Below are 24132 nucleotides of genomic sequence, written 5' to 3'. Positions count from 1 at the left end.
CGGCGGCGGACGACCTGCCGGACTCGGTGAGCTGCGGCACGGTCGAGGTGCCGGTCGACTACGCGCGTCCGGACGGCCGGAAGATCCGGCTGACCGTCAGCCGCACCGAGGCGAGCGGACGGTACGCGGGTCACCGGGTGGCCCGGCAGGGCGCGCTCGTCTTCAACCCCGGCGGGCCCGGCGGCAACGGCATGTACTTCCCCATGGTGGGCGTCATGCCCGAGTGGGCGCACCTGGCCGCCGCGTACGACCTGGTCGGGTACGCGCCGCGCGGGGTGGGCCGTTCGGCGCCGCTGTCCTGCGTCGACCCGGCGAAGTTCGCCAAGGCCCCCTCGCAGGCGCCCACGCATCCCTCGGCCGTGTACAAGCGGCGGCGTGTCGCCCACGCGAAGGCGTACGCGCGCGAGTGCGGGGAGCGGAACCGGGACCTGGCGCACTACTCGACGCCCGACAACGCGCGCGACCTGGACGTGCTGCGGGCCGCGCTCGGTGAGCGGAAGCTGACGTTCCTGGGCTCCTCGTACGGCACGTACCTGGGCGCCGTCTACGCGCAGTTGTACCCGTCCCATGTGCGGCGCATGGTCTTCGACTCGGCGGTCGACCCGCGCCCGGACCGGATCTGGTACGAGGACAACCTGCGCCAGTCGGCCGCGTTCGAGCGGCGCTGGGGCGACTTCCGGGCCTGGGTGGCCCGGCACGACGCCACCTACCACCTCGGGGACACGGCGGGGGCGGTCCAGCGCAGTTACGACAAGGCGCGGGCCCGTCTCGCCCGCACGCCCGCGGGCGGCAAGGTGGGGCCCGGACAGCTCCAGGCGGCGTTCTTGAAGGCCGGGTACTACGACGACTACTGGCCGACGCGGGCGCTCGCCCTGTCGGCGTATCTGCACGGCGACCCGAAGCCGCTGATCGGGCAGGCCGCGCCGCCGCCCCGGGCCGCCGTCGAGGACGAGAACGCCGCCGCGGTCTACACGGCGGTCGAGTGCAACGACGCGCCCTGGCCGCGCGACTTCGCCACGTGGGACCGCGACAACACGCGGCTGGCGCGGCGGGCGCCGTTCGAGACGTGGGACAACGCGTGGATGAACCTGCCGTGCGCCTACTGGCCGGTGCCGCCCCGGCAGCCCGTCGACGTGCACCCGCTGCCCGGCCTGCTGCCGCCCACCCTGATCCTCGCGGCCGAGCGCGACGCGGCGACCCCGTACGAGGGCGCCGTGGAACTGCACCGCCGCATCCCGGGTTCGGCCCTGGTGACCGAGCGGGGCGCGGGCACGCACGGCATCGCGGGCGGCCCGAACGACTGCGTCAACGCCCGGATGGACGCCTATCTGCTGGAGGGCCGGGTGCCCGAGGGCGGCGCGGCGAGCTGCGCCCCGCACCAGGAGCCGACGCCGCTCGGCTGAAGCCACTCCGGCGGTCGAGGAACGGGGAGCCGGGCCCGGGGCAGAGCCCCGAGACCTGGCTCCGGAGGGGCCGCGCGTCCGGCCTAGGCCAGCCCCTCCACAAGCTCCGCGACGCCGCGGCGCCGCCCGGTGAAGAACGGGATCTCCTCACGGACGTGCCTGCGCGCCTCGGAGCCGCGCAGGTGGCGCATGAGGTCGACGATGCGGTGCAGCTCGTCGGCCTCGAAGGCGAGGATCCACTCGTAGTCGCCGAGCGAGAACGACGCGACGGTGTTGGCGCGCACGTCCGGGAAGCCGCGTGCCATCTTGCCGTGGTCGGCGAGCATCGTGCGCCGCTCCTCGTCGGGCAGCAGGTACCAGTCGTACGAGCGCACGAACGGGTAGACCGAGACGTACTCGCGGGGCGTCTCGTCGGCGAGGAACGCCGGGATGTGCGAGCGGTTGAACTCGGCGGGCCGGTGCAGCGCCATGTTCGACCAGACCGGTTCGAGGCAGCGGCCCAGGCGGGTGCGGCGGAAGCGGTTGTACGCCTCCTGCAGCTGCTCGGCCGTCTCGGCGTGCCACCAGATCATGAGGTCGGCGTCGGCGCGCAGGCCCGACAGGTCGTACGTGCCGCGGATCGTCACGTCCTTGGCGGCGAGCTGGTCGAACAGCTCCTGGACCTCGTCCGCGTAGGCTGCGCGGTCCGCGCCCTCGGGCAGTACGTCCTTCAGCTTGAAGACGGACCACAGGGTGTAGCGGATGACGTCGTTGAGGTCCTTGGCCAGCTTGCCCTTGTTCGGGATCCGGGCCGGCTCGGTGGTGGTGTTCTCGTCGCTCATGTCCTTCATTCTCCTGCTCCGCCGTGCATGCTCTGCACCGGGTTCGCCTTGAGGCCGGCGCGGGTGGTGGTGTCCCCGCGCAGTTCGTCCGCGGCCGCGTACGCGCCGGCGACGCAGGCCGGGACGCCGACGCCGTCGTACGCCGCCCCGCACAGCGCGACGCCCGGCAGTGCGGCGATGTGCCCGCGGATGCGTTCGACGCGCTCGCCGTGGCCGACGGGGTACTGGGGCAGGCCGTCGTGCCAGCGGGTGACGCGGGAGGCGACCGGGCCGGCGGTCAGTCCGGTGGCCTCGCGCAGGTCGTCGCGGGAGACGGCGACGAGGTCGCTGTCGTCGCGGCCGAGCACCTTGTCGTCGCCGTACCGGCCGACCGAGGTGCGGACGACCAGCAGGTCCGGGTTCTCGGCGTCGATCCAGCCCCATTTGCGCGAGGCAAACGTCGCCGCCTTGATGGTGTGGCCGTCCACCGGTGGCACGAGGAAGCCGCTGCCCCGCGGCAGGACGTCCTCGGCGTCTTTCCTGCGGAACGCCATGGTGATCAGGGCCATCGAGGCGTACTCGATCGCCCTCAGTTCCTGGGAAGCGTGGGGGGAGGCCGTGCGCAGGAGGCTCGCGGCCTGCTGCGCGGGCAGGGCGATGATCACTTGGTCCGCTTCGTAGACGCGGCCCGATTCCGCGACCACGCGCCACAGGGGTTCGGCGTGCGTCGTCGAGTCGCCCTCGTGCGTGGTTGATGGCGCCCCGCGCCGGAGCCGCCGATCGACACAGCCCCGTGCCCCCAGGGAGACCGCCCTTTCGGCCATGACGATGGTCGCGCCCCTCCCCCGCACCTCGTCCGCCACCGCACCGGGCAATGTACCGATGCCGCCCTCGATGCCCATGAACACCGGGCCCGGGGCCGGGTTCTGGGCGGCACGGGACTGGATCGCCCGTACCGCCTCCGTGAGGGACGGGTGGCGGCGGGCCTCCTCGAAGAGCTGCGGGACCGCGCTGCGCAGGGAGATGCGGTACGCGTCGCCCGCGTAGACGCCGCCGAGGAGGGGTTCGACGAGGCGGTCGACGACCTCGCGCCCGAGGCGGGCCGCGACGTACTCGCCGACGGCGACGTCGTCGCCGACCTCGGTGGGCGGCAGGTGTTCGTCCTGGGCGACACGGGCGAGGCCCTCGTCACTGAGCACGCCCGCCAGGGCGTCGGCCGTGCCGGGCACGCCCATGACGTGGCCCTTGGGCATCGGGCGCAGTTCGCCTCGGGTCCACAGCGACGCGGTGGCCGTGGCCGGGGGCTGGAGGCGGTCGTCGAGGCCGACCGCGCGGGCCAGGCCCACCGCCTCGGGGCGGCGGGCGAGCAGCGACTCGGCACCGAGGTCGACGCGGGCCCCGGCGATCTCGCCCGCGAGGAGCTTGCCGCCGAGCCGGTCGGAACTCTCCAGGACGGTCACGTGGACCGGGCCGCCACCGTCTTCCGCCTCGGCGTTGTCGAGCAGGCGGTGGGCGGCCGCGAGGCCCGTGATGCCGCCGCCGATGACGACGGCCTCGCGGCGCCGTCCCGTTCCCGTACGTGTGTCCGCTTCGCGCATGCCCCCACTCTCTCAAACCGGGTGGCCGTTTCCGGCAGAGCCGTTCGGCCCATGTCGCGCGGCGGGCGCGTCGCGGTGGCGGGCACGTAGCGTGGGCGCATGAGCCCTGAGCGACTTGTGGTCATCGGTGGCGACGCGGCGGGCATGTCGGCCGCGTCGCAGGCGCGCCGCCTGCGCGGCCCGGACGAGTTGGAGATCGTGGCGTTCGAGCGGGGGCACTTCACCTCGTTCTCGGCGTGCGGTATCCCGTACTGGGTGGGCGGCGCGGTCGCCGGGCGGGACGAGCTGATCGCGCGCGGCCCCGAGGAGCACCGGGCGCGCGGCATCGATCTGCGGATGCGGACCGAGGTGGTGGCCGTCGACGTGGCCGGGAAGCGGGTGCGGGCCCGCGAACTGGACGGCGGCGGGGGCGAGTTCTGGACCTCGTACGACAAGCTGGTGATCGCGACCGGGGCGCGGCCCGTGCGGCCGCCGCTGCCGGGGATCGGCGCGGCGGGGGTGCACGGGGTGCAGACCCTCGACGACGGGCAGGCGCTCCTGGAGACGCTGCGGGCGGGCGAGGGACGGCGGGCGGTCGTCGTGGGCGCCGGGTACATCGGGGTGGAGATGGCCGAGGCGCTGATCAGGCGCGGCTACGACACGACGGTCGTCAACCAGGACAGCGAGCCGATGGCGACGCTCGACCCGGACATGGGGCGGCTCGTGCGGCGGGCGATGACCGGGCTCGGCATCACGATGGTCGACGACGCCGAGGTGACGAAGGTGCTCACCGACGGCCACGGCCGGGTGCGGGCCGTGGCGACGGACGACGTCGAGTTCCCGGCGGACGTGGTGGTGCTCGGGATCGGGGTGCGGCCGGAGACGGGGCTGGCGCGGGAGGCCGGGCTGCCGCTCGGCGAGCACGGCGGGCTGCTCACCGACATCAGCATGCGGGTGCGCGGCCATACGGACATCTGGGCGGGCGGCGACTGCGTCGAGGTGCGCGACCTGGTCTCCGGCGGCGAGCGGCACATCGCGCTCGGCACGCACGCCAACAAGCACGGCCAGGTCATCGGCTCGAACGTGGGCGGCGATTACGCCACCTTCCCCGGAGTGGTCGCCACGGCCGTCAGCAAGGTGTGCGACCTGGAGATCGCGCGGACCGGGCTGCGTGAGAAGGACGCGCGGCGGGCCGGGCTCCAGTACGTGACGGTCACCGTCGAGTCGACGAGCCGGGCCGGCTACTACCCCGGCGCGGCGCCGATGACGGTGAAGATGCTGGCCGAGCGTCGCACGGGGCGGCTGCTCGGCGTACAGATCGTGGGGCGTGAGGGCGCGGCGAAACGGGTCGACGTGGCGGCGGTGGCGCTGACCGCAGGGATGACGGTGGATCAGATGACGGCGCTCGACCTGGGGTACGCGCCGCCGTTCTCGCCGGTGTGGGACCCGGTGCTCGTCGCCGCGCGCAAGGCGGTGGCGGCGGTGCGGGAGGCCGGGTAGGGCCTCCCGCACGGCTGCGGGGCCCTGGCCTCAGGCGGAGGCGGTGCGCGCGTGGACGTACTCCACGAGCCGGGTCAGGGCGTCCGGGTCGGTGGTGGGCAGGACGCCGTGGCCGAGGTTGAAGACGTGGCCGTCGAGGCCCGCCGCCGCTTCCAGGACCTCGTCCGTCTTGGTCATGACGGCCTCGGGCGTGGCGAACAGGACGGCAGGGTCGAGGTTGCCCTGGAGGGCCTTGCCGGGGCCGACACGGCGTACGGCCTCGTCGAGCGGCACCCGCCAGTCGACGCCGACGACGTCCGCGCCCGCCTCGCCCATCAGGCCGAGCAGCTCGCCCGAGCCGACGCCGAAGTGGATGCGGGGCACGCCGTAGGACTCGACCGCGCGGAACACCTTAGCGGAGGCGGGAAGCACGGAGCGCCGGTAGTCGGCGGGCGCGAGCGCGCCCACCCACGAGTCGAAGAGCTGCACGGCGCTCGCGCCCGCCTCGATCTGCACCTTGAGGAAGGCGGAGGTGATCTCGGCGAGCCGGTCGAGCAGGTCGGCCCACAGCTGCGGGTCGCCGTACATGAGCGCCTTGGTGTGCTCGTGGTTGCGGGACGGGCCGCCCTCCACGAGGTAGCTGGCCAGGGTGAACGGGGCGCCCGCGAAGCCGATCAGCGGGGTGGCGCCGAGTTCGGCGGTGAGCAGGCCGATGGCCTCGGTGACGTAGGCGACGTCGTCGGGGGTGAGGTCGCGCAGCCGGGCGAGGTCGGCGCGCGAGCGGATCGGGTCCTGCACGACGGGGCCGACGCCCGGCTTGATGTCGAGGTCGATGCCGATGGCCTTGAGCGGGACGACGATGTCGCTGAAGTAGATCGCCGCGTCGACGCCGTGGCGGCGCACCGGCTGGAGGGTGATCTCGGCGACGAGATCCGGCCGCTGACACGACTCCAGCATGGGAATGCCCTCGCGCACCTTGTGGTACTCGGGCAGTGAGCGTCCGGCCTGGCGCATGAACCAGACCGGCGTGTGCGGCACCGGCTCGCGGCGGCACGCCCTCAGGAAGGCGGAATCCTTGACGGCGTTCCGTACGACGTTCTGTGCGGCGTCGCCCGCCGCCGGCTGCTGCTGGCCCGTGGGCTCGGTGTTGGCACTCACGCGGGAAAGTCTCGCACGGCCGCCACGATGGCCGACAAGCGCCGCCCGTCGCCGGTCGCCTGGGGTGTCCTTCCCCGCGCCGGGGCTCCGCTCCCCTTACTCTTCCCCGCATGGCTGCGGCTCAGGGACGACGGGCGGACGGTCCGGACGGGATGAGTGAATCGGTGCGGGAGGGGCAGAACGCTCGGGACATGAACGCTGCACAGGAGGACCACATCAGTGACTCGGCTCCCCCGGCCTTCCGCACGGCGGTCGAGGCCCTGCGGGCGGCGCGGCCGCGCCCGGAGATCGAGGTCGACCCCACGCGCCCGCCACGTCGCCTCGCCCCGTACGCGTACGCGCTGGAGGCCGCGGTCGTGGACGGCGGGCAGGACCTGGCCGACGGCCGTCTGGTCCTGCTGCACGACCCGGAAGGGCACGACGCGTGGCAGGGCACGTTCCGGCTCGTGACGCTGGTGCGGGCGGAGCTGGAGCCGGAGATGGCGGCCGACCCGCTGCTTCCGGACGTGTGCTGGTCGTGGCTGACCGGCGCGCTTGAGGCGCGGGGGCTCGGGTACGGGGAGCCGTCCGGGACGGTGACCCGGGCGAGTTCGCACTACTTCGGCGGCATGAGTGAGCGGCCGGCCGCGTCGCAGATCGAGATCCGGGCGTCGTGGACGCCGCGTGAGGGCCTCGGCGGAGTGCCGGACGCCGCCGCTCATCTGACCGCGTGGTGCGAGCTGCTGTGCCAGCTGGCGGGACTGCCGCCCACGGCGGCGGGCGGCGACGGGGCGGTGGTGACGCTGCCGCAGCGGCGCGGTCCGCAGCCGCGCTGACTGCTTTCGCCGCTTTCTTTCCGAATCTTTCAGGACATGTTTTCGGCCACGCCGGGCGGTACTCGGCGTGGCCGTTGCTCGTCCCAGGGGGCGGGATCGATCACGTGGCGATTCGGTTCGATCTTCGGATGATCGATACTGTGTCCGAATTGCCTCAATTGTTACTCACTGGATCGTGATCTTTCTCTAAAGGCGGGCGGGTTTGATGCCGAAGAGGTCAGTGACCTTGAAAGCACGGTTCGCCCCGGCTTCATCCCCGAGCCGGCCCCGTCCCGCACCCCAGGAGGCCTGGTGTCCGTTCTCCTCGAGCAGCCCTCAAGCCTGGTCGCCTACCGCCCGAACAAGCCGACCGCGATGGTCGTCGTGGCCGACCCTCGCGTCCGTTCCACCGTCACCCGCCATCTGTGGGCGCTCGGTGTGCGCGACGTGATCGAGGCCTCGTCCGTCGCGGAGGCTCGTCCCCGCATCGGCAACCCCCGTGACATCTGCGTCGCCGACGTCCATCTGCCCGACGGCAGCGGTCTGACGCTTCTCTCCGAGACCCGCGCCGCGGGCTGGCCCAACGGGCTCGCCCTGTCGGCCGCCGACGACATCGGTGCCGTACGCAACGCTCTCGCGGGCGGCGTCAAGGGCTACGTCGTCACCGGCACCCGCACCAACATCGGCCTGCCCACCCGCCCCGGCGCCGCCCCCATCGGCGCCGCGGCCGCCCGCATGCACCGCCGTCCCCCGGGCGCCCCGAGCCACCCGGGCGGCTACCGCGAACTGTCGGGCCGCGAGGTGGAGGTGCTGCGGCTCGTCGCCGAGGGCCAGTCGAACAAGGCCATCGGCGTCTCGATGGGCCTGTCCGCGCTGACCGTCAAGAGTCACCTCGCCCGGATCGCCCGCAAGCTCGGCACGGGCGACCGCGCCGGAATGGTGGCCGTCGCGCTGCGCACCGGCATCATCCACTGAGGGCCCGCTGGCCGGATCTCTCCGGTTCACACCCCTGCCACGGCCGTCGACGGAACGTTCCGTCGACGGCCGCCGCCGGTTCACCGATACCCTTGACAGGTGACCGACGCCCAAGAGACCGCAGCAGACAGTCGACTGCGCCCCAGTACAGGCGCCCCTCGGGACGACGGCGGCTCTCCCGGCGGATCTGTCGACGGCTCCGGCGGCGCCGTCGGACCTGTGGACGGGACCCCGGTCCCGCTGCTCGAACCGCGCGAGGGCATTCCTCCGGTGACCGTCGACGAGGCCGCGCTCGCCCAGGTCGTCGCGGCCTTCGCCGAGGGCAGCGGACCTGTCGCCGTCGACGCCGAGCGCGCCTCCGGCTACCGGTACGGTCAGCGCGCCTACCTGGTCCAGCTGCGCCGCGAGGGTGCGGGCAGCGCGCTCGTCGACCCGGTGGCCTGCCCCGATCTGACCGCCCTCGGTGACGCGCTCGCCGACACGGAGTGGGTGCTGCACGCCGCGACGCAGGACCTGCCGTGCCTGCGCGACATAGGCATGGTGCCGACCCGGCTCTTCGACACCGAGCTCGCCGGGCGGCTCGCCGGGTTCCCCCGCGTCGGACTCGGCGCGATGGTCGAGAACGTGCTCGGGTACGTACTGGAGAAGGGTCACTCCGCCGTCGACTGGTCGACGCGCCCGCTGCCCGAGCCCTGGCTGCGGTACGCCGCGCTCGACGTCGAGCTCCTCGTCGACCTGCGCGACGCGCTGGAGAAGGAACTCGACCGGCAGGGCAAGCTCGACTGGGCCCACCAGGAGTTCGAGGCCATCGCCACGGCGCCGCCCGCCCCTCCCCGCAAGGACCCGTGGCGGCGCACCTCCGGAATGCACAAGGTCCGCCGTCGCCGTCAGATGGCGGTCGTCCGCGAACTGTGGACGGCCCGGGACCGGGTGGCGCAGCGCCGCGACGTCTCCCCCGGCAAGGTCCTGGGCGACGCCGCGATCGTCGAGGCGGCCCTCGCCACCCCGGCGAACGTGCACGCGCTGGCCGGTCTGCCCGGCTTCGGGCACCGGATGGGCCGCCGTCAGCTGGAGCAGTGGCAGGCGGCGATCGACCGGGCCAAGGCGCTGCCGGACAGCGAACTGCCGCAGCCGGGCCAGCCGACCGCCGGGCCGCCGCCCCCGCGGGCCTGGGCCGACAAGGACCCGGCGGCAGCGGCGCGCCTGTCCGCCGCGCGCGCGGCGGTGACGGCACTGGCCGAGAACCTGAACATGCCGCAGGAGAATCTGATCACGCCGGACACCGTCCGCCGGGTCTGCTGGGAGCCGCCGGGGACCGTGGACCCGGACTCCGTCGCGGCGGCGCTCGCCTCGCACGGGGCGCGGCGCTGGCAGATCGAGCAGGTCACGCCGGCGCTGGTGACCGCGCTGTCGGCGCGGTAGGAACCCGCGGGAGTCTCGTGCGGACCCCGGTGCCGTACGGATGCGTACGGCACCGGGGTCCGTGCGTGTCCGGTGGTGTGACGTTCACCGCTCCGGCCCAGAGGGCTGGGCAGCATGGTTACCCGCAAGTAGCATGAGGGGGTGAGCGCGCGCTCAGCCGCGCGCCGTGGCAGTGCCGTCCCGCATCTTGGAGGAGAGCCATCGTGCCTCGTACCGTCAGGGACGTCGTCTTCGTCGACGGCGTCCGCACCCCGTTCGGCAAGGCGGGCCCGAAGGGCATCTACCACGAGACCCGCGCCGACGATCTCGTCGTCAAGGCCATCCGCGAGCTGCTGCGCCGCAACCCGAACCTGGACCCCGCCAAGATCGACGAGGTCGCCGTCGCCGCGACCACGCAGATCGGCGACCAGGGTCTGACTCTCGGCCGGACGGCGGGCATCCTCGCCGGCCTTCCGCAGTCGGTCCCCGGCTACTCCATCGACCGCATGTGCGCCGGCGCGCTGACCGCGGTGACGACCACCGCCGGTTCGATCGCCTTCGGCGCGTACGACGCCGTCATCGCGGGCGGTGTCGAGCACATGGGCCGCCACCCCATGGGCGAGGGCGTCGACCCGAACCCGCGGTTCGTCTCGGAGAAGCTCGTCGACGAGTCCGCCCTGTTCATGGGCATGACCGCCGAGAACCTGCACGACCGCTACCCGCACATCACCAAGGAGCGCGCCGACAAGTTCGCCGTCGGCTCCCAGGAGAAGGCGGCCAAGGCGTACGCCAACGGGAAGATCCAGCAGGACCTCGTCCCGATCTCGGTGCGCAACACCAACGCCGAGGTCGGCGAGACCGGCTGGGGCCTGGTCACCGCCGACGAGCCGATGCGGCCTGGCACGACCCTGGAGAACCTCGCGGGGCTCAAGACCCCCTTCCGTACCCACGGGCGCGTCACCGCCGGCAACGCCGCGGGCCTCAACGACGGCGCCACCGCGTCGATCATCGCGAGCGAGGACTTCGCCCGCGAGAACGACCTCCCCGTCAAGATGCGCCTGGTCTCCTACGCCTTCGCGGGCGTCGAGCCCGAGGTGATGGGCTACGGCCCGATCCCGGCCACGGAGAAGGCCCTCGCCAAGGCGGGCCTGGGCATCGAGGACATCAACCTCTTCGAGATCAACGAGGCGTTCGCCGTCCAGGTCCTCGCCTTCCTCGACCACTACGGCATCGCCGACGACGACCCGCGCGTCAACCAGTACGGCGGCGCCATCGCGTTCGGCCACCCGCTGGCCTCCTCCGGTGTCCGTCTGATGACGCAGCTGGCCCGCCAGTTCGAGGAGCAGCCCGAGGTCCGCTACGGCCTCACCACCATGTGCGTCGGCTTCGGCATGGGCGCCACGGTGATCTGGGAGAATCCGCACCACAAGGACGCCGGAGGCGACAAGTGAGCACCACCACTGCTGAGCTGCTGAAGGGCGCGTCGGAGCTGTTCCCCGACGAGGTCGTCACCTCCGCCCACGTACGCCACCTGGAACTGCCCCACGGCGCGGGCCGGTTCGCCCTCATCACGCTCGACAACGGCTTCGACCACACCAAGCCGACCACGTTCGGCCCGGGGTCGCTGGCCCAGCTGAACGCCGCGATCGACCAGGTCGAGGCGGAGGCGAAGGCCGGTGAGATCGTCGGCGTCGGCGTGACCGGCAAGCCGTTCATCTTCGCCGTCGGCGCCGACCTCAAGGGCGTCGAGCTGCTGAAGAAGCACGAGGACGCGCTCGCCATCGGCAAGGGCGGCCACGAGGTCTTCAAGCGCCTGGCCGCTCTGGCCGTGCCGACGTTCGCGTACTACAACGGCGCCGCCATGGGCGGCGGCGTCGAGGTCGGCCTGCACTGCACCTACCGCACCGTGTCGAAGGCGCTGCCCGCCTTCTCCCTGCCCGAGGTCTTCCTCGGCCTGGTGCCCGGATGGGGTGGTTGCACGCTGCTGCCGAACCTGATCGGCGCGGACCGCGCGGTCTCGGTGATCATCGAGAACAGCCTCAACCAGAACAAGCAGCTCAAGGGCGTGCAGGTCTTCGAGCTCGGCATCGCCGACGCGATCTTCGAGGGCGCGGACTTCCTGGAGCAGTCGCTCGTATGGACCGCGCAGGTCCTCAAGGGCGACGTGAAGGTCGAGCGCCCCGACGTCGACCGCGGCGAGGGCTGGGACCAGGCCGTCGCGCGCGGCAGGTTCATCGCCGACGGCAAGGTGCACGGCGCGGCCCCGGCCGCCTACCGCGCGCTCGACATCATCGCCGCGTCGAAGAACGGCGACCTGCAGGCCGGTTTCGACGCCGAGGACCAGGCCCTCGCCGACCTGATCATGGGCGGTGAGCTGCGCTCGGGCATCTACGCGTTCAACCTGGTGCAAAAGCGCGGCAAGCGCCCCGCCGGTGCCCCGAGCAAGGACCTGGCCCGCCCGGTCACCAAGGTCGGTGTCGTCGGCGCCGGTCTGATGGCCTCGCAGCTCGCCCTGCTCTTCCTGCGCCGCCTCGAGGTGCCGGTGGTCCTCACCGACATCGACCAGGAGCGCATCGACAAGGGCGTGGGCTACGTCCACGCCGAGATCGACAAGCTGCTCGGCAAGGGCCGCATCAACCAGGACAAGGCCAACCGCCTCAAGGGCCTGGTCAGCGGTGTTCTGGACAAGGCCGAGGGCTTCGCCGACGCGGACTTCGTCATCGAGGCCGTGTTCGAGGAGATCGGCGTCAAGCAGCAGGTGTTCGCCGAGGTCGAGGCCGTCGCCCCGGCGCACGCGATCCTCGCCACGAACACGTCGTCCCTGTCCGTGACCGAGATGGCGTCGAAGCTGAAGCACCCCGAGCGGGTCGTCGGCTTCCACTTCTTCAACCCGGTCGCCGTGCTGCCGCTCCTGGAGATCGTGCGCGGCGAGCAGACCGACGACGCGGCGCTGGCCACGGCGTTCGGTGTGGCGAAGAAGCTGAAGAAGACGGCGGTCCTGGTCAAGGACGCCCCGGCGTTCGTCGTGAACCGCATCCTCACCCGCTTCATGGGCGAGATCCAGAACGTCATCGACGAGGGCACGCCGGTCGACGTGGCCGAGAAGGCCATCGAGCCGCTCGGCCTGCCGATGTCGCCGCTGGTCCTGCTGGAGCTGGTCGGCCCGGCCATCGGCCTGCACGTGTCGGAGACCCTGAACCGCGCCTTCCCGGAGCGTTTCAAGGTGTCGCCGAACCTCAAGGCCGTCGTCGAGGCGGGCAAGCGCGGGTTCTACGTGTACGACTCCGGAAAGCCGGAGCTCGACCCGGAGGTCGCCGCGCTGCTCAAGCAGGGCGACTCGGTGCTGACGCAGGAGCAGGTGCGCGAGCGCGTGCTCGACGCCGTCGCCCAGGAGATCGGGCTCATGCTCGACGAGGGTGTCGTCGCCGAGGCGCAGGACATCGACCTGTGCCTGATCACGGGCGCGGGCTGGCCCTTCCACCTGGGCGGCATCACGCCGTACCTGGACCGTGAGGGTGTGTCCGAGCGGGTGAACGGGAAGCGGTTCCTCGCGCAGGGTGTCGCGAGCGTGCCCGCGTAACCTTCGCCGCGCGCACGTACGAGGGGGCCTCCGCCACGGGCGGGGCCCCCTCCGGCGTCAGAAGGCCCGCTGCCACGCCTCGAGCGCGAGGCCCTTCTCGTCCCCCCGCCGGGTCAGGAACATGCGGCCGGGGCCGCCGGGGACGTACGTCGCCGCGACCACACGGCCCTGTGCGTCCTCGGCCAGGGCGACAAGGCTGTCCGCGGGCAGCGGGTCACCCGACTCGCTCCACCAGGCACCCGCGTCCTCCACCTCGGTGGGGTAGGCGGCGAACGCGATCCGGCCGCTGCGGGCGCGCTGCGCCAGCAGAGTGCAGTCCACGTCGTCGACACGGCAGCGAAGGGCGGCCGGTGCTCCGTCCCCCGCGGCGTCGGTGATCCGCACCGGCGCGCCGTCCCCTCGCCAGGCGTACAGGCCGCCGTCCTCGTCGACGTAGAAAAGGGTGACGCCCCCGGAGGACGTCGCCAAGGCGCTGAGGCTGTCCGGGCGCACGGTCGCCGAGGGCAGCACCGCGTCGTCCATCGTCGGTGTCCCCCCGGGCTCCCGCTGCGTGAAGCGCCGCACGCCGCCCGGCGTCAGGTTGTAGACGGTGACGAGGCCGGACTCCCCCGTCACGGCGACCAGCCGGCCGCGCCCCCGGCTGCTCCTGAGGTCCTGCCAGGGGTCCCAGCCGCCCTTCTCCGCCTGCGCGCGCATGCTGACGCCGCCGCCCTTGTTCCGCACGAAGACATGGGCGCGGCCCTGTGCGTCGACGGTGACGGCCACCGGCCCCGTACGGTCGCCCTTTCTGTTCGGGTGCCCGATGGGCGACCAGTCGAGGGCCGCCAGGTGGCTCTGGAAGTGCGTCGAGTGGACCAGACCCGATTCGCCGGGCGCGGTGGGGCGCCAGGAGACCAGATGGGTGTATCCGGAGTCGGCGCGGGCCAGCGCGAGCACCGGGTGCAGGCGCTGGTCGCCGCCGACCCGCCGGGGCTCGGTCCAGGGGCCGGCCGGGTACCGCTCGACCCGGCAGACGACGGCGTCCCCGTCGGGGGCGTGCGCGTAGGCGCAGAGCCTGCCGTCGCGTCCACGTATCAGCCAGTCGCCGTTCACACGGCAAGTCTAAGCAGGTCGGTAGGAGACCCTCGGCGGAGCAGCGACCCGCCGATCCGGCGCGGAGCGCGGCGTGGCCCCGGGGAAGAGGGAGTACAGGCGCGTGCGATCATTTCAGGGTGGCGAGACGGGGTGTGCGGACGGCGTGGTGGGTGAGTGTGATCGCCGCGGGCGCCCTCGTCGTCGTGAATGCTCTGACGCGCGGGCCGTCGTCCGAACCGCCGTCCCCCTCCATGGATCACACGGTGCGTGTGTGGCACTGGAACATCGCGGGCAACACCATGCACAGGGGTTCGGTGTCCGACGGGATCGTCGACGCCGTGGCCGACTCCGTGATCACCCGCCGCGCCGACGTCGTCTCACTCAACGAAGTGTGCGAGAGCCAGTACACGGCGATCCGTGACAGGCTCGCGGAGCGCGGCTGGCCCCAGGCACCCGACAACTTCGCCCGGTTCGCTCCCGAGCTGAGGTCCTCGCCGAACCTGTGCGGGGGGCGGGGTGGCTACGGGGTCGCTCTCTTCGGCCGGCACGGTCTTGGCGCCGCCCGCCGCTACCGGCTGTCGGGCGGCCACGGCACGGAACCACGGGTCATGCTCTGTGCCCCGCGCACCGACCTGCCGCATCTGACGTACTGCACGACACACATCGCGACGACCACCGTCAGCAGCGGTGGGTCCGTGGTGGCCAGGCGCCAGCTCGCGCGGGTGCGTTCCCTGCTGGACGGCTTGGCCCGCCGGGGGCAGACCTACGTGGTGGCCGGTGACTTCAACGCACAGCCGCACTACGCCCGGCTCGACACGTTCTACGCGGCGTCGGCGGACACCCGCCACAACCCCGGCAACATAGGTGCGCACCGGGAGCTCGACGACGCCGACAAGGCGCACTGCCCCGGGTACGGTGAGGCCACCACCCTGGGCGGGAACGCTCCCGCCGCGCCGTGCGGGGGCCATGCCAAAGTGGACCTTGTTCTTGTCCGGCAGTCGCAGCTCGCCGGTGGTTACAGCGCCGACGCGCTCAAGCCCGCGACCTCCTGCCGGGGCCTGCCCACCTGCTCCGACCACCGGGTCCTGGTCGGCACGGTCCGGCTTCGGGTCGCCCGCTGAGGCCCGCGGGCCGTCACCAGGCCGGCTCGTGCGGAAGGTGCTCACAGGTCGCGACACCGCAGTCGTGGCGTGAATGGGTGGACCGGGTGAGCCAGCTGTCCTCGGGGACCCCGTGGATCTTCAGGGTCAGCTGGGCGGGCGCGGAGCGCAGCGCGCTGAACACCGCGACGAACTCCACCAGGTAGCTGCCCGGACGCCAGTCGTGAGGGTGCTTCACGCTCCACGTGCCGTCGTCCTTGACCGGAGCCTCGGCGATCAGCCGCCCGCCTTCGAGGACCAGTACCTTGCTGACGCCAGGCGCGGCCGTGCCGGAGAACCGGGGCCGTGGGCCGCTCCACGCCCCTTCCTTCGGTCCCCGGACCAGCGGCGGCTGCACCCGGTGCACGACGTTGAACCCGACGGAGCTCGGCGGCGACACGCCGTCCCCGCGCAACCCCACCGCCTGCAGCACCTGTTCGCCCTCCGGCCAGGTCACGGCGCGCCGCCACGTCCAGGCGCCCTGGGCGTTCACCGACGTGCCTCCGACGTACGCCCCGGTGCCGCTGAAGAAGAGCAGGTAGTCGGTGCCCGGCTCGGCCGTGCCCGAGAACTTCAGCTGCCCGCTCGCGAACTGGCCGTGGGCCGGGTGGACGAAGGCCGGGGGCGCGCCGACCCGCCGCTGATCGGCGAGCACGGCCTCGGGGTTCTGCACCGTGAACTCGGGCTGTACCGCGGGTGGGTTGCCCGGGATCAACGCCTCGCGGCGGACTATGCCGGGCGGCACTCCCGGGGCCTGGTCGAGCGCGTCGGAGAAGAGCCGGGCGACCTCGCGGGCCCCGGCCAGGTTGAAATGGGTGGAGTCGATGATGCCGTCGGGGTGGTTCGGGTGCACCCCCGCGTCCTCCCAGCGGTACAGGCCGCGCGCCCGCGCCACACCGACCTGCTGCAGCATGCGCGTGGTCAGCGCGTTCAGGTCGACGAGCGCGGCGCCCGTCGCGACGGCGGCGTCCCGCGCGTACTGCGGATAGCCGTCATGGGTGTCCATCACCTCCCCGTGCGCATCGAAGACACAGCGGGCCGACGGGGTCACGATCACGGGGACGGCGCCCTCGGACCGGATCGCCTCGACATAGAGCTTGAGATATTCCTTGAACTCCCGAGGGCTGTGGTAGCGCAGGGGCACGTTGACGCGTTGTTCGACGGCACCGAACTCCAGGGCGACGACGTCACCCGGCTCCAGACCGTTCAGGAGCGACACCAGGCGCCCGGTGTAGTAGCCGCGCAGCGTCATCGCGTCACGCGCGTAGTTCTTGACCTCGTATCCGGGAGCCAGGAACTCCTGGACGTACTGGCCCCAGCCGGCCATCGGTTCTTCCTCGGGGCCCCTTGAGGTGGCCACCGAGTTGCCGAGTATGCAGAGCTTGTTCATGGAGTTCCTCACAAGGGCCAGCCAGGCAGTCGACCGGCGTGGAAGAGCTGGTTGCGGGTAGAACCGGCCTCGAACTGGCTCGCGATCGGGAAGTAGCTGGGCAGGAAGGCGGCGAGCGTCGCGTCCTGTTCGTCCTCCGAGACATCGCCGTCGTGGAAGTCGTTCAGGCAGAACACGTCGTTGGACCGGGCGGCGAGCAACTGGTTGAGCTTCTTCACCTGCTCGCTCATGCCCACGTTCACGAAGCCGCTGGAGATACGGCCCGGCACACTGCGTCCGGTGTAGTAGCCGAAGTAGTGGTGCAGCGACGAGGCCACCGACACGTCGGAGCGGTCACGCAGCTGGCTGGCCGCCGTGGCTCTCAGATGGTCGGGGAAGGTCTCCTCCAGGTCGTACATGACGCTGCGGCGCAGCGGATGCGGGGCGTGGATGAAGGAGTTGACCAGCGTGCGGCCGAACGCCCAGGAGATCAGCTCCCGGTTGTTCTTGGCGGCCGAGCGGCTGTACTCGTCCTCCAGCGAGACGGGGTTCATGGGAATGGCGTTGGAGGACATGAAGTGTTTCGACTGTCCGTTGCCGAGGAAGAACAAGTCCGGCTTCCCGGGCTTGGCCATGAACACGTCGTCGTTGAAGTAGAGGAACTGCTCGGACAGGCCGTCGATGTGGTGCAGCCGGCTCTCGATGGCGTGCGAGTTGTACGTGGGCAGCGCGCCCTCGTTTCCGAAGATCTCGGTGTGGTCGACGACGCGCACCCGGGGGTGGTTGAGATCCAGCCAGGCCGGGGACTGGCGGTCCGTCACTATGTAGATGTTCCGGATCCACGGCGCGAACATGTCCAGTGAGCGCAGCGAATAACGCAGTTCGTCGCGGTTGCGGAAACGGGCGGCGCTGGCCGCCGCGTCCTCGGTGTCCATGCCCTTCGCCGCGAGCACCGCGTTCTTGCGCTCCAGCCAGGCGACATCGGAGCCGTCGACCCAGGTGTAGACGGCATCGATGGGGAAGGCGATGTCGTGGTGGAGCGCCTGGTTGAACGCGGCGAGCGTGGGATAGCGTCGGCCGCCGAGGACGGTGGGGACCCGGACCAGCGCCTCCCTGGGGATGCGTGCGCCGATCATGGTGCGCAACGGCGAGACGACGTAGGCGGGGTCCTCCGGGTCGTCGTCCCAGAAGGAGATCGTGCACCCGTACGCGGCGCCGAGACGCAGCGTGCGCGAGGGCGTGACCACGTTCCGGTAGATCCTCACGCCCGCACACGACGCGTCCAGGAATTCGTCGGCGAGCGAGGCGAGCGTCGTCGTCATCGCGGCGTCGGACTCGTTCAGGAACGCCATGTAGACCGGCTTGCCCGCGCAGTCCTGCGCGAGCGCCTTGAGCGCCGCCTGCCTCTGCCCGGCGAACACCGCGACGCTGTGCCGCAGCTTCGTCGAACGGGTCACGAAATAGGGGATACCCGCGCGCTCCAGGGCGCTCGCCACCAGGGAGAGGTTGGACTGCATCACGTCGAAGGGGGTCGCGGAGTCCAGGACCGAGCACACCTGTCCGCCCTGTCGGACGAGACTGGCTCCGCCCTGCCGCAGTACGTGGTCCTCGGCGGAGATCAGCTTGCGGGAGTGCCGCGTGCTCACGGGGGCCGCGTCCGCCGGCCTGCCCTTGCCGTCGATACCGCAGTGCAGCGCGTAGGAGGCGACGCGCGCGGCCCTCATCACCTCGCGTCGGCCGGAGTCCCGGTCGGCGCGCAGGGAGGCGAGCAACTGCTCCCAGCGGTCGGCCGTCTGGAAGCGCGAGGCGTTCGCGGCCGCCTGCTGCCCCATCGACCAGCGCATCTCCTGCTTCTCCATGAGGGCGAGCAGCACCGACGCGAGGGCGTCGGTGTCCTTCGGGGTGACCAGCAGTCCGGTCTGCCCCTCCAGCACGGTGTCCCGTGCCACGCCCGGGGCGTCGTAGGCGATCACGGGTACGCCGGCGGCCTGGGCCTCCATGAGGGAGAGTCCGACGGCGTCCTCCGGCGCGGTGTGCAGGGCGATGCTCGCCTTGGCCCACTCCTCCGCCAGGTACGAGGCCTCGCCGATGAAGTGGACGCTTCCTTGCAGACCCAGGTGGTCGCGCTGCCTGTGCAGCGCGCCCGCGTGGGGACCGTCCCCCAGGATCCGCAGCGACCAGTCGGGGTGGTAGGCGCTCACCGCGGCCCATGCGGTGAGCGCGTCACCGACGCCGCTCGCCTTCTCCAGCCGGGAGACGAGCGTGACCATCCGCGTCTCGAGGGTGGAGCGCGGCCGGTAACCGGCCGCGAGCGTGGTCGGCAGGTGTACGAGCCGGGCCGCGCCCGGCCCGAAGGTCTCACCGAACCAGTGCTCGGACCGGGCACCCGCGAAGGTCAGCGCGTCGCAGCGGGCCCCGTGCAGGGCGAGCGGCTCGCGCTCGACGCCTCCGCTCTCCACCGGCCGCTGCTCGTGATGGACCGTCATGACGCGGGCCGGCGCGAAGCGGACCGCGTAGGCCAGCAGAGCGGGCGACGTGGGGACCAGGACGTCGACGTCGATGTCCTGGAGCAGGTACTCCAGTTCGATGTCGGCGAGCCGGTGATAGCGGCCGTCCCAGCGGCGCTCGACGACCTCACTGGGCAGCGCGGCCAGAGCGGCTGCCGTTCGCGGGTCGGGGCCCTCGCGCCGCGTCGCCCGGTGCGGCGCGTTCGCGGCCTCCACCAGGAAGTGCACGGCAACGCGTTCGTCCGGGGGGACGAATCGTCGGCGGCGCGCCTTGAAGACGCTGATGACCCGTACGTCGTGCCGGTCGGCGAGGCCGGACGCGTGCTGGAGGACGGCACGCTCGGCGTCGCCCATGACGTCCACCCGCGCCATGAGAAAGGCGATCTTCATTTGTGACCTCTACGCTCCTTCGGGCCCGCGCCTGCAAGTGAGCCGGAAGTTGCCCGCCGGGGTGTAGCGGGGTTCGACCACCATGAGGTTCCGGGGCCGGGGAGCCACTGTGATCTCCCGCATGCCGAACACGCGGTCCAGGTTGTACACATCATGCAGACGACGGGCCAGACGCAGCGGCCGGCGCACTCCCTCCACGTGCACCAGGACATCCCAGTGCTGTCGGCCCGCGCCGTCGGGGACCATCTCGCCGAGCGGCACGTCGGCGCGCCAGAGGCCCGGCACGACCTCGGCCAGCGGCCTGTCCACGCTGCGGCCGCGCGCCACGAACTCGGCCACCGGTTCTTCGGCGTACACACCGAAGAGGTAGAGGTCCACCTCGATCCGGGCATGCGCGACATGGACGCCGGCGAGTTCCGCGGCCGGGTTCGCCGCGCTGCACACCACCCGCGCGTCGCCGCGGACGGTGCGGCCCAGCCGGTAGCGATCGCCGGTGCGCGGCGAGACCTCTCTGGCCCGGGTCGGTCCGTTGGTGGGGGTCGGGACGGATCGCAGCACCAGCGGCAGGGTGCGCGTGCGGCGCCTCGTACGCACCTTCAGCCGCATCTTCCACCGGCCGTGGCCGACGGGCAGACCGCCCGCCTCGTCCCCGAAGAGCACGGCGGCGTCCATGAGGAGACGCCCCTGGCTCTCGTACACCGTGACCGGCACGGCGTGGCGACTGCCGCGGCGGCGCAGCATGAGCTGAGCCCAGTCGACGGCCTCCGGTGAACCGGGCAGTTCGGCATGGAGATTGAGGGTCTGGCCGTCCAGGAACGCGGCGTAGCGCAACAGCGCCGCCTTGCTGGTGCGACGGGGAAGGAAGACCCGGACCATCAGCCAGGTGCGCAGGGCGCGGATCCCGTCTCCGGCTCTGCGGCGGGCGGTGCGCACGTAGCTGTTGACGCGGCGGCTCATGCGTCGACCCCCAACGCGGCGCGACCGCTGTCGGGAAGGTCCGGGCTGCCGTCGCGCTCGTACGGGCTGGGGACCGGGAAGTACGTGCTCAGAAAGGTCTCGAGCATCCGGGTCTGCGCGTCCGGGTCCGCGCCGCCCACCGTGTCGTTGAGGCAGAACGTGTCGTAGTTGCGGTGCGCGAGAATGCTGTTGAGCCGTCGCTGGGCAAGCGGTGCGGCGAGGTCGACGTACTGGTACCGGATGTCGCCGACGGTGGCCCTGGCGGAGTGGTACGCGTAGTAATGGTGCAGTGACGAGGCGACGGGGACGTCCTTGGGCGAGCGGAAACGCGAGTGCTGAGTCGCCCGGTGCTCGCGCGGGTAGACCTCTTCGATCTCGGCGAGGACGCTGCGGCGCAGTGCGTGCGGGGTGTGTTTCATCTTCTGTGACAGGGCGCTGCCGAAATGCTGGGCTATGAGGCGTCGGCTGTTCTTGCCCGCGGCGTTCACGGGCAGGTCCGTCGACTCCACGTCGCCCACGGGTATGAGCGCTTTCGACTGGAAGAACTTGGTCAGACCGTTGGGATGGAAGAAGTGCCCGGGGGTCACCGGGCGGCCGAGGAACACGTCGTCGTTGAGGTAGAGGAAGCACTCCGACAGGCCGTCGATGTGGTGCAGTTGGGATTCGATGGCATGTGAGTTGAAGGTGGGCAGTGCCGAGGGGTCCGAGAAGATCTCGCGGTGATCGACCACGCGCAGGTTCGGGTGGTCCGTGTTCAGCCAGGCCGGTGCCTGCCCCGCGGTCACCAGGTGGATGTTGCGCACCCAGGGCGCGTACTGGTGCAGGGAACGCAGGGAGTAGAGGAGTTCGTCGCGGCTCGTGTAGCGGGAGTCGTTGGCGGCCTGCTCGTGCAGGGAGCCGGCGGACATCCCTCCGCGTGCCGCGTCGCGCGAGGCACGCCAGACGGGGTCGGAGTCGTCGACCCAGGTGTAGACGACGTCGACCGGGAAGGCGTGGTCCTCGGGCAGACGGACGGAGAACTCCGCGAGGGTGGTGGCGTCGCCCGTGGTGTAGGCGGGGGGCACCGGCGCGAACAACGCCTGGGGCGCGCTGCGTCTGGGCGCGTCGACGGGCACACGGTCGGCCACCCGGTTGGCACGCGGCGCTTCGAGCCAGCCGTCGCGCTCCGTCCAGAACTCCAGGTCGCATCCCTGGGCGGCGCCGAAGACGAGTTGCTCACTGGGGTCGGTGACGTACCAGGCGACACACAGAGCGTGCTGCCCCCGCATCTGCCGCCAGGACTTCTCGTCGTCTCCGGGATGCATGTCCGACTCGCGCGCGCCGGAGGCGCCCACGTATCCCGGCGCCTGGCCGAATGCGAGCCTGAGCATCTTCTCCGCGGGCTCGCGCAGCGCCGCGGGCACGGCGACCGTCGGGACGTCCCGCGCCGTACCGCGCACGCAGAAGTGGTCGATGCCGCCCTCTTCGAGGACCATGAGCAGAAGGTGCAGGTTGCGGGCGCGCGCCGCCCAGGCGGTGGCACCTTCCACCATGAGTGCCCACATGTGACGGCCGCCGACCCGGACGACCCGGCGGGCGAAGGCGGCGCTGTGGCGCGGGGCGTTGCGGCGTCCGCCCATCGCCCAGACGACGGCGGTGGAACGGATGGCGTCGACCGAGGTCAGTGAGGACTTGACGGCGGCACGCAGTGGAGCGGGAACCTTGCGGACGATGCCTTTGCGGGCCCCGGCCGGAACCAGGGACCGATAGGTCGAGACCAGTGCCCCCGACTCCGGATTACCGGCACCACTCACCTGTCATCCACCATCCACGCCACTGCGGATCCCAGTGACGTCGACGAGGCCACCACACTGTGCCTGACACCACCCCATGGGGACCGCGCTTCAGTTCCTGATCCTTTCGGCCGCACCCCGGACGATGACTTGATGTCGCTGGTTGGGCGGCGCACCGAACCTTCACACAGGAAACACAAGTAAGTCCAGTCAGATACTGGGGCAAACGGCCGCGCGAGGCGTGACGTACCCCACCGCACCTCGCTACAACCATTTGCGTATTCGCCATGAATAACAAGTGAACCCGGCATGGACGGCCCGCGCGGACCGCGACAGAAGGACCGGAAAAGTCTGGAAACAGTCGGAGGAAGCGATCTCGGACACATCGGCCCACACCAGTGGCGCCTCATCGCCGTGTCGCGTCAGATCAACGACCAGGCCCGGCTCCGGGCTCGCCCGTCGCCCGGTCGCCCGTCGCCCGCGGTCACAACCGCTGCCAGTCCTGTCCGAACGTCAGGCCGGGACCCGGTTCCTGGCGGGCAACGAGCTGTGCCCCGTCCGGGCCCGGCACCGCGACGACCACACGTCCGTAAGCGTCGAGCGCGAGGGCCGGATCGCCGGAGCAGGCCACGGCCGTGTCCGACCACCACACACCGTTCAGTTCGGCCTCGGTACCGCAGATGCCGATCAGCAAGGTGCCCCCCGCGCCTCGCTGGGCGAGGATCGTGCAGTCGTAGCCGTCGACCGGGGCGCGCAACGCCGCCAGGGCGCCGTCGGCCGGAGCACCGCCCAGGGGGACGGGCCAGGATCCGGCGCGAAACGCGACGACCCCCGACCCGTTCGCCTCGGTCCAGTAGTAGGTGACCCGACCGGGCGCCGTCTCCAGGGCGACGCCGGAGCCCGGCAGGGCGTGCATCCGCATCGGCTGTCCGACCTTCAAAGGCCCGTCCGGGACCGCCTGCCGCCACTGCTGCACGCCGCGTTCCGTGGGCACGGCGACCTCGACGCGGCCGTCCGAGACCGCCACCGAAATCGCGCCGTCCGCCAGCCTGGAACCCTTCAGGTCCTGCCAGGGCCCCCACTTGCCGCCCTTCTCCTCCCGCCGCGCCTGAAGACCGCCGCCGAGGTTGCGCAGCAGGACGAACACGGTGCCCCGGGTGTCGACGACAGCCGAGGGCACACCGATCCCGGTGCCCTTCTGCACGTCCCGGTACGGGTTGCCGAGCGAGCGCCACTCCGTGACGGGACGGCCCGTCTGGTACTGGATGGCGTGCACGACGTCCACCGCGGGCCCCCGGGGGCCCATGCGTTCACGGCGTCCCACGAAGTGCACATACGTGTCGGCGCCCTGCTCGACGGTCAGGTCGGTCAGGTCCGCCACCGGGAAGAAGTCCGGACCGGCCCACTCAAGGCTTCCGGGGCGGCGCTCCGTCCAGCGCAGCAGACCGCCGTCCGCCGTGCGATAGAGGGTGAGCCTGCCGTCCTTGCCGCGGGTCAGCCACCGGCCTCGCAGTGCGGTACGGCCGGCGGAAGGAGGTGCGGTGGCAGCCGTGGCGGCCGCGGGTCGGGTACCACCCGTGGAGTCACCGGCTCGTCTCCGCATGGCTCGCTCGACCTTCCCGCTTCCCGCGCCGGTTGCGTCTCCGACACACTCCCCATGGAACCGGCACATCATATGCCCGCCCGTCGAACACATCGTCGAGGCGCCCGCCTCCGCCCCTGAGGCCGCGGACCATTCCGACAGCTGCGGCGGGGGC

At 71.8% G+C, this 24132-nt stretch carries 17 protein-coding genes; 8 read left to right on the top strand and 9 right to left on the bottom strand.

The features are described from left to right. On the top strand, positions 1-1403 hold a 1403-nt coding region (locus OFY01_RS23095), incomplete at its 5' end, for an alpha/beta hydrolase (RefSeq protein ID WP_266602931.1). 83 nt (positions 1404-1486) lie between these two features. On the opposite strand, the gene hemQ is transcribed toward OFY01_RS23095, so the two are convergent. Together hemQ and hemG are read right to left on the bottom strand one after the other, a co-directional pair. Then, on the bottom strand, positions 1487-2224 hold the full coding sequence (gene hemQ, locus OFY01_RS23090; RefSeq protein ID WP_266602929.1) for a hydrogen peroxide-dependent heme synthase: 738 nt from the start codon (positions 2222-2224) through the stop codon (positions 1487-1489). A 5-nt stretch (positions 2225-2229) separates the two neighbouring features. Next, complete coding sequence (gene hemG / locus OFY01_RS23085) at positions 2230-3801, bottom strand: protoporphyrinogen oxidase (RefSeq protein ID WP_266602927.1); 1572 nt, start codon at positions 3799-3801, stop codon at positions 2230-2232. 99 nt (positions 3802-3900) lie between these two features. Here hemG and OFY01_RS23080 point away from each other — a divergent pair, with 99 nt between their 5' ends. After that, the gene (locus OFY01_RS23080) at positions 3901-5280 is read left to right on the top strand and encodes an FAD-dependent oxidoreductase (RefSeq protein ID WP_266602925.1); all 1380 of its coding nucleotides are present in this window, start codon (positions 3901-3903) and stop codon (positions 5278-5280) included. Between the two features lie 30 nt (positions 5281-5310). Here OFY01_RS23080 and hemE read toward each other — a convergent pair whose 3' ends face one another. Continuing rightward, the gene (gene hemE, locus OFY01_RS23075) at positions 5311-6417 is read right to left on the bottom strand and encodes a uroporphyrinogen decarboxylase (protein WP_407700406.1); all 1107 of its coding nucleotides are present in this window, start codon (positions 6415-6417) and stop codon (positions 5311-5313) included. A gap of 191 nt (positions 6418-6608) precedes the next feature. On the opposite strand from hemE, the gene OFY01_RS23070 reads away from it, so the two are divergent. The 5 genes from OFY01_RS23070 to OFY01_RS23050 all read left to right on the top strand — a co-directional run bounded on the left by OFY01_RS23070 (position 6609) and on the right by OFY01_RS23050 (position 13167). Further along, positions 6609-7232, top strand: coding sequence for a DUF3000 domain-containing protein (locus OFY01_RS23070; protein ID WP_266602923.1), 624 nt, complete (start codon positions 6609-6611; stop codon positions 7230-7232). A gap of 291 nt (positions 7233-7523) precedes the next feature. Beyond that, positions 7524-8186 carry a response regulator transcription factor gene (locus OFY01_RS23065; protein WP_266602921.1) on the top strand — a complete coding sequence of 221 codons (663 nt, stop codon included), beginning with the start codon at positions 7524-7526 and terminating at the stop codon, positions 8184-8186. A 99-nt stretch (positions 8187-8285) separates the two neighbouring features. Further along, positions 8286-9608 (top strand): ribonuclease D, encoded by a 1323-nt coding sequence (locus OFY01_RS23060; RefSeq protein WP_266602919.1) that lies wholly within the window; start codon positions 8286-8288, stop codon positions 9606-9608. A 203-nt stretch (positions 9609-9811) separates the two neighbouring features. Then, a complete protein-coding gene (locus OFY01_RS23055) occupies positions 9812-11038 on the top strand; it encodes a thiolase family protein (protein ID WP_266602917.1) in 1227 nt (408 codons plus the stop codon). Further along, on the top strand, positions 11035-13167 hold the full coding sequence (locus tag OFY01_RS23050) for a 3-hydroxyacyl-CoA dehydrogenase NAD-binding domain-containing protein (RefSeq protein WP_266602915.1): 2133 nt from the start codon (positions 11035-11037) through the stop codon (positions 13165-13167). Before OFY01_RS23055 ends, OFY01_RS23050 begins: the two co-directional genes overlap by 4 nt. 57 nt (positions 13168-13224) lie before the next feature. On the opposite strand, the gene OFY01_RS23045 is transcribed toward OFY01_RS23050, so the two are convergent. Next, entirely contained in the window at positions 13225-14259 is a 1035-nt protein-coding gene (locus OFY01_RS23045) for a hypothetical protein (protein WP_266602914.1), read from the bottom strand. A 119-nt stretch (positions 14260-14378) separates the two neighbouring features. Here OFY01_RS23045 and OFY01_RS23040 point away from each other — a divergent pair, with 119 nt between their 5' ends. Continuing rightward, on the top strand, positions 14379-15362 hold the full coding sequence (locus tag OFY01_RS23040; protein ID WP_266602913.1) for an endonuclease/exonuclease/phosphatase family protein: 984 nt from the start codon (positions 14379-14381) through the stop codon (positions 15360-15362). A gap of 13 nt (positions 15363-15375) precedes the next feature. Here OFY01_RS23040 and OFY01_RS23035 read toward each other — a convergent pair whose 3' ends face one another. The 5 genes from OFY01_RS23035 to OFY01_RS23015 form a co-directional block, all read right to left on the bottom strand. Beyond that, entirely contained in the window at positions 15376-16770 is a 1395-nt protein-coding gene (locus OFY01_RS23035; protein ID WP_266602911.1) for a hypothetical protein, read from the bottom strand. 8 nt (positions 16771-16778) lie between these two features. Then, positions 16779-19646, bottom strand: a complete 2868-nt coding sequence (locus OFY01_RS23030; RefSeq protein ID WP_266602909.1) for a stealth conserved region 3 domain-containing protein — start codon at positions 19644-19646, stop codon at positions 16779-16781. A 9-nt stretch (positions 19647-19655) separates the two neighbouring features. After that, on the bottom strand, positions 19656-20603 hold the full coding sequence (locus OFY01_RS23025; protein WP_266602907.1) for a hypothetical protein: 948 nt from the start codon (positions 20601-20603) through the stop codon (positions 19656-19658). Continuing rightward, positions 20600-22396 carry a stealth family protein gene (locus tag OFY01_RS23020; RefSeq protein WP_266602905.1) on the bottom strand — a complete coding sequence of 599 codons (1797 nt, stop codon included), beginning with the start codon at positions 22394-22396 and terminating at the stop codon, positions 20600-20602. Before OFY01_RS23020 ends, OFY01_RS23025 begins: the two co-directional genes overlap by 4 nt. A gap of 463 nt (positions 22397-22859) precedes the next feature. Further along, positions 22860-23978 carry a hypothetical protein gene (locus tag OFY01_RS23015; RefSeq protein WP_266602904.1) on the bottom strand — a complete coding sequence of 373 codons (1119 nt, stop codon included), beginning with the start codon at positions 23976-23978 and terminating at the stop codon, positions 22860-22862. Positions 23979-24132: the final 154 nt, after the last annotated feature.

Origin of the sequence: Streptomyces beihaiensis (assembly GCF_026274175.1) — a bacterium.
Classification (GTDB): domain Bacteria; phylum Actinomycetota; class Actinomycetes; order Streptomycetales; family Streptomycetaceae; genus Streptomyces; species Streptomyces beihaiensis.
Note: the sequence above shows the minus strand (reverse complement) of the source record. Positions and strands in the feature narration are given on the sequence as shown.

Coding starts and splice junctions, on each gene's coding strand:
- hemQ (WP_266602929.1), bottom strand. CDS start 2,224: ATGAGCGACGAGAACACCACCACCGAGCCGGCCCGGATCCCGAACAAG.
- hemG (WP_266602927.1), bottom strand. CDS start 3,801: ATGCGCGAAGCGGACACACGTACGGGAACGGGACGGCGCCGCGAGGCC.
- OFY01_RS23080 (WP_266602925.1), top strand. CDS start 3,901: ATGAGCCCTGAGCGACTTGTGGTCATCGGTGGCGACGCGGCGGGCATG.
- OFY01_RS23070 (WP_266602923.1), top strand. CDS start 6,609: ATGAACGCTGCACAGGAGGACCACATCAGTGACTCGGCTCCCCCGGCC.
- OFY01_RS23035 (WP_266602911.1), bottom strand. CDS start 16,770: ATGAACAAGCTCTGCATACTCGGCAACTCGGTGGCCACCTCAAGGGGC.
- OFY01_RS23030 (WP_266602909.1), bottom strand. CDS start 19,646: ATGAAGATCGCCTTTCTCATGGCGCGGGTGGACGTCATGGGCGACGCC.
- OFY01_RS23025 (WP_266602907.1), bottom strand. CDS start 20,603: ATGAGCCGCCGCGTCAACAGCTACGTGCGCACCGCCCGCCGCAGAGCC.
- OFY01_RS23015 (WP_266602904.1), bottom strand. CDS start 23,978: ATGCGGAGACGAGCCGGTGACTCCACGGGTGGTACCCGACCCGCGGCC.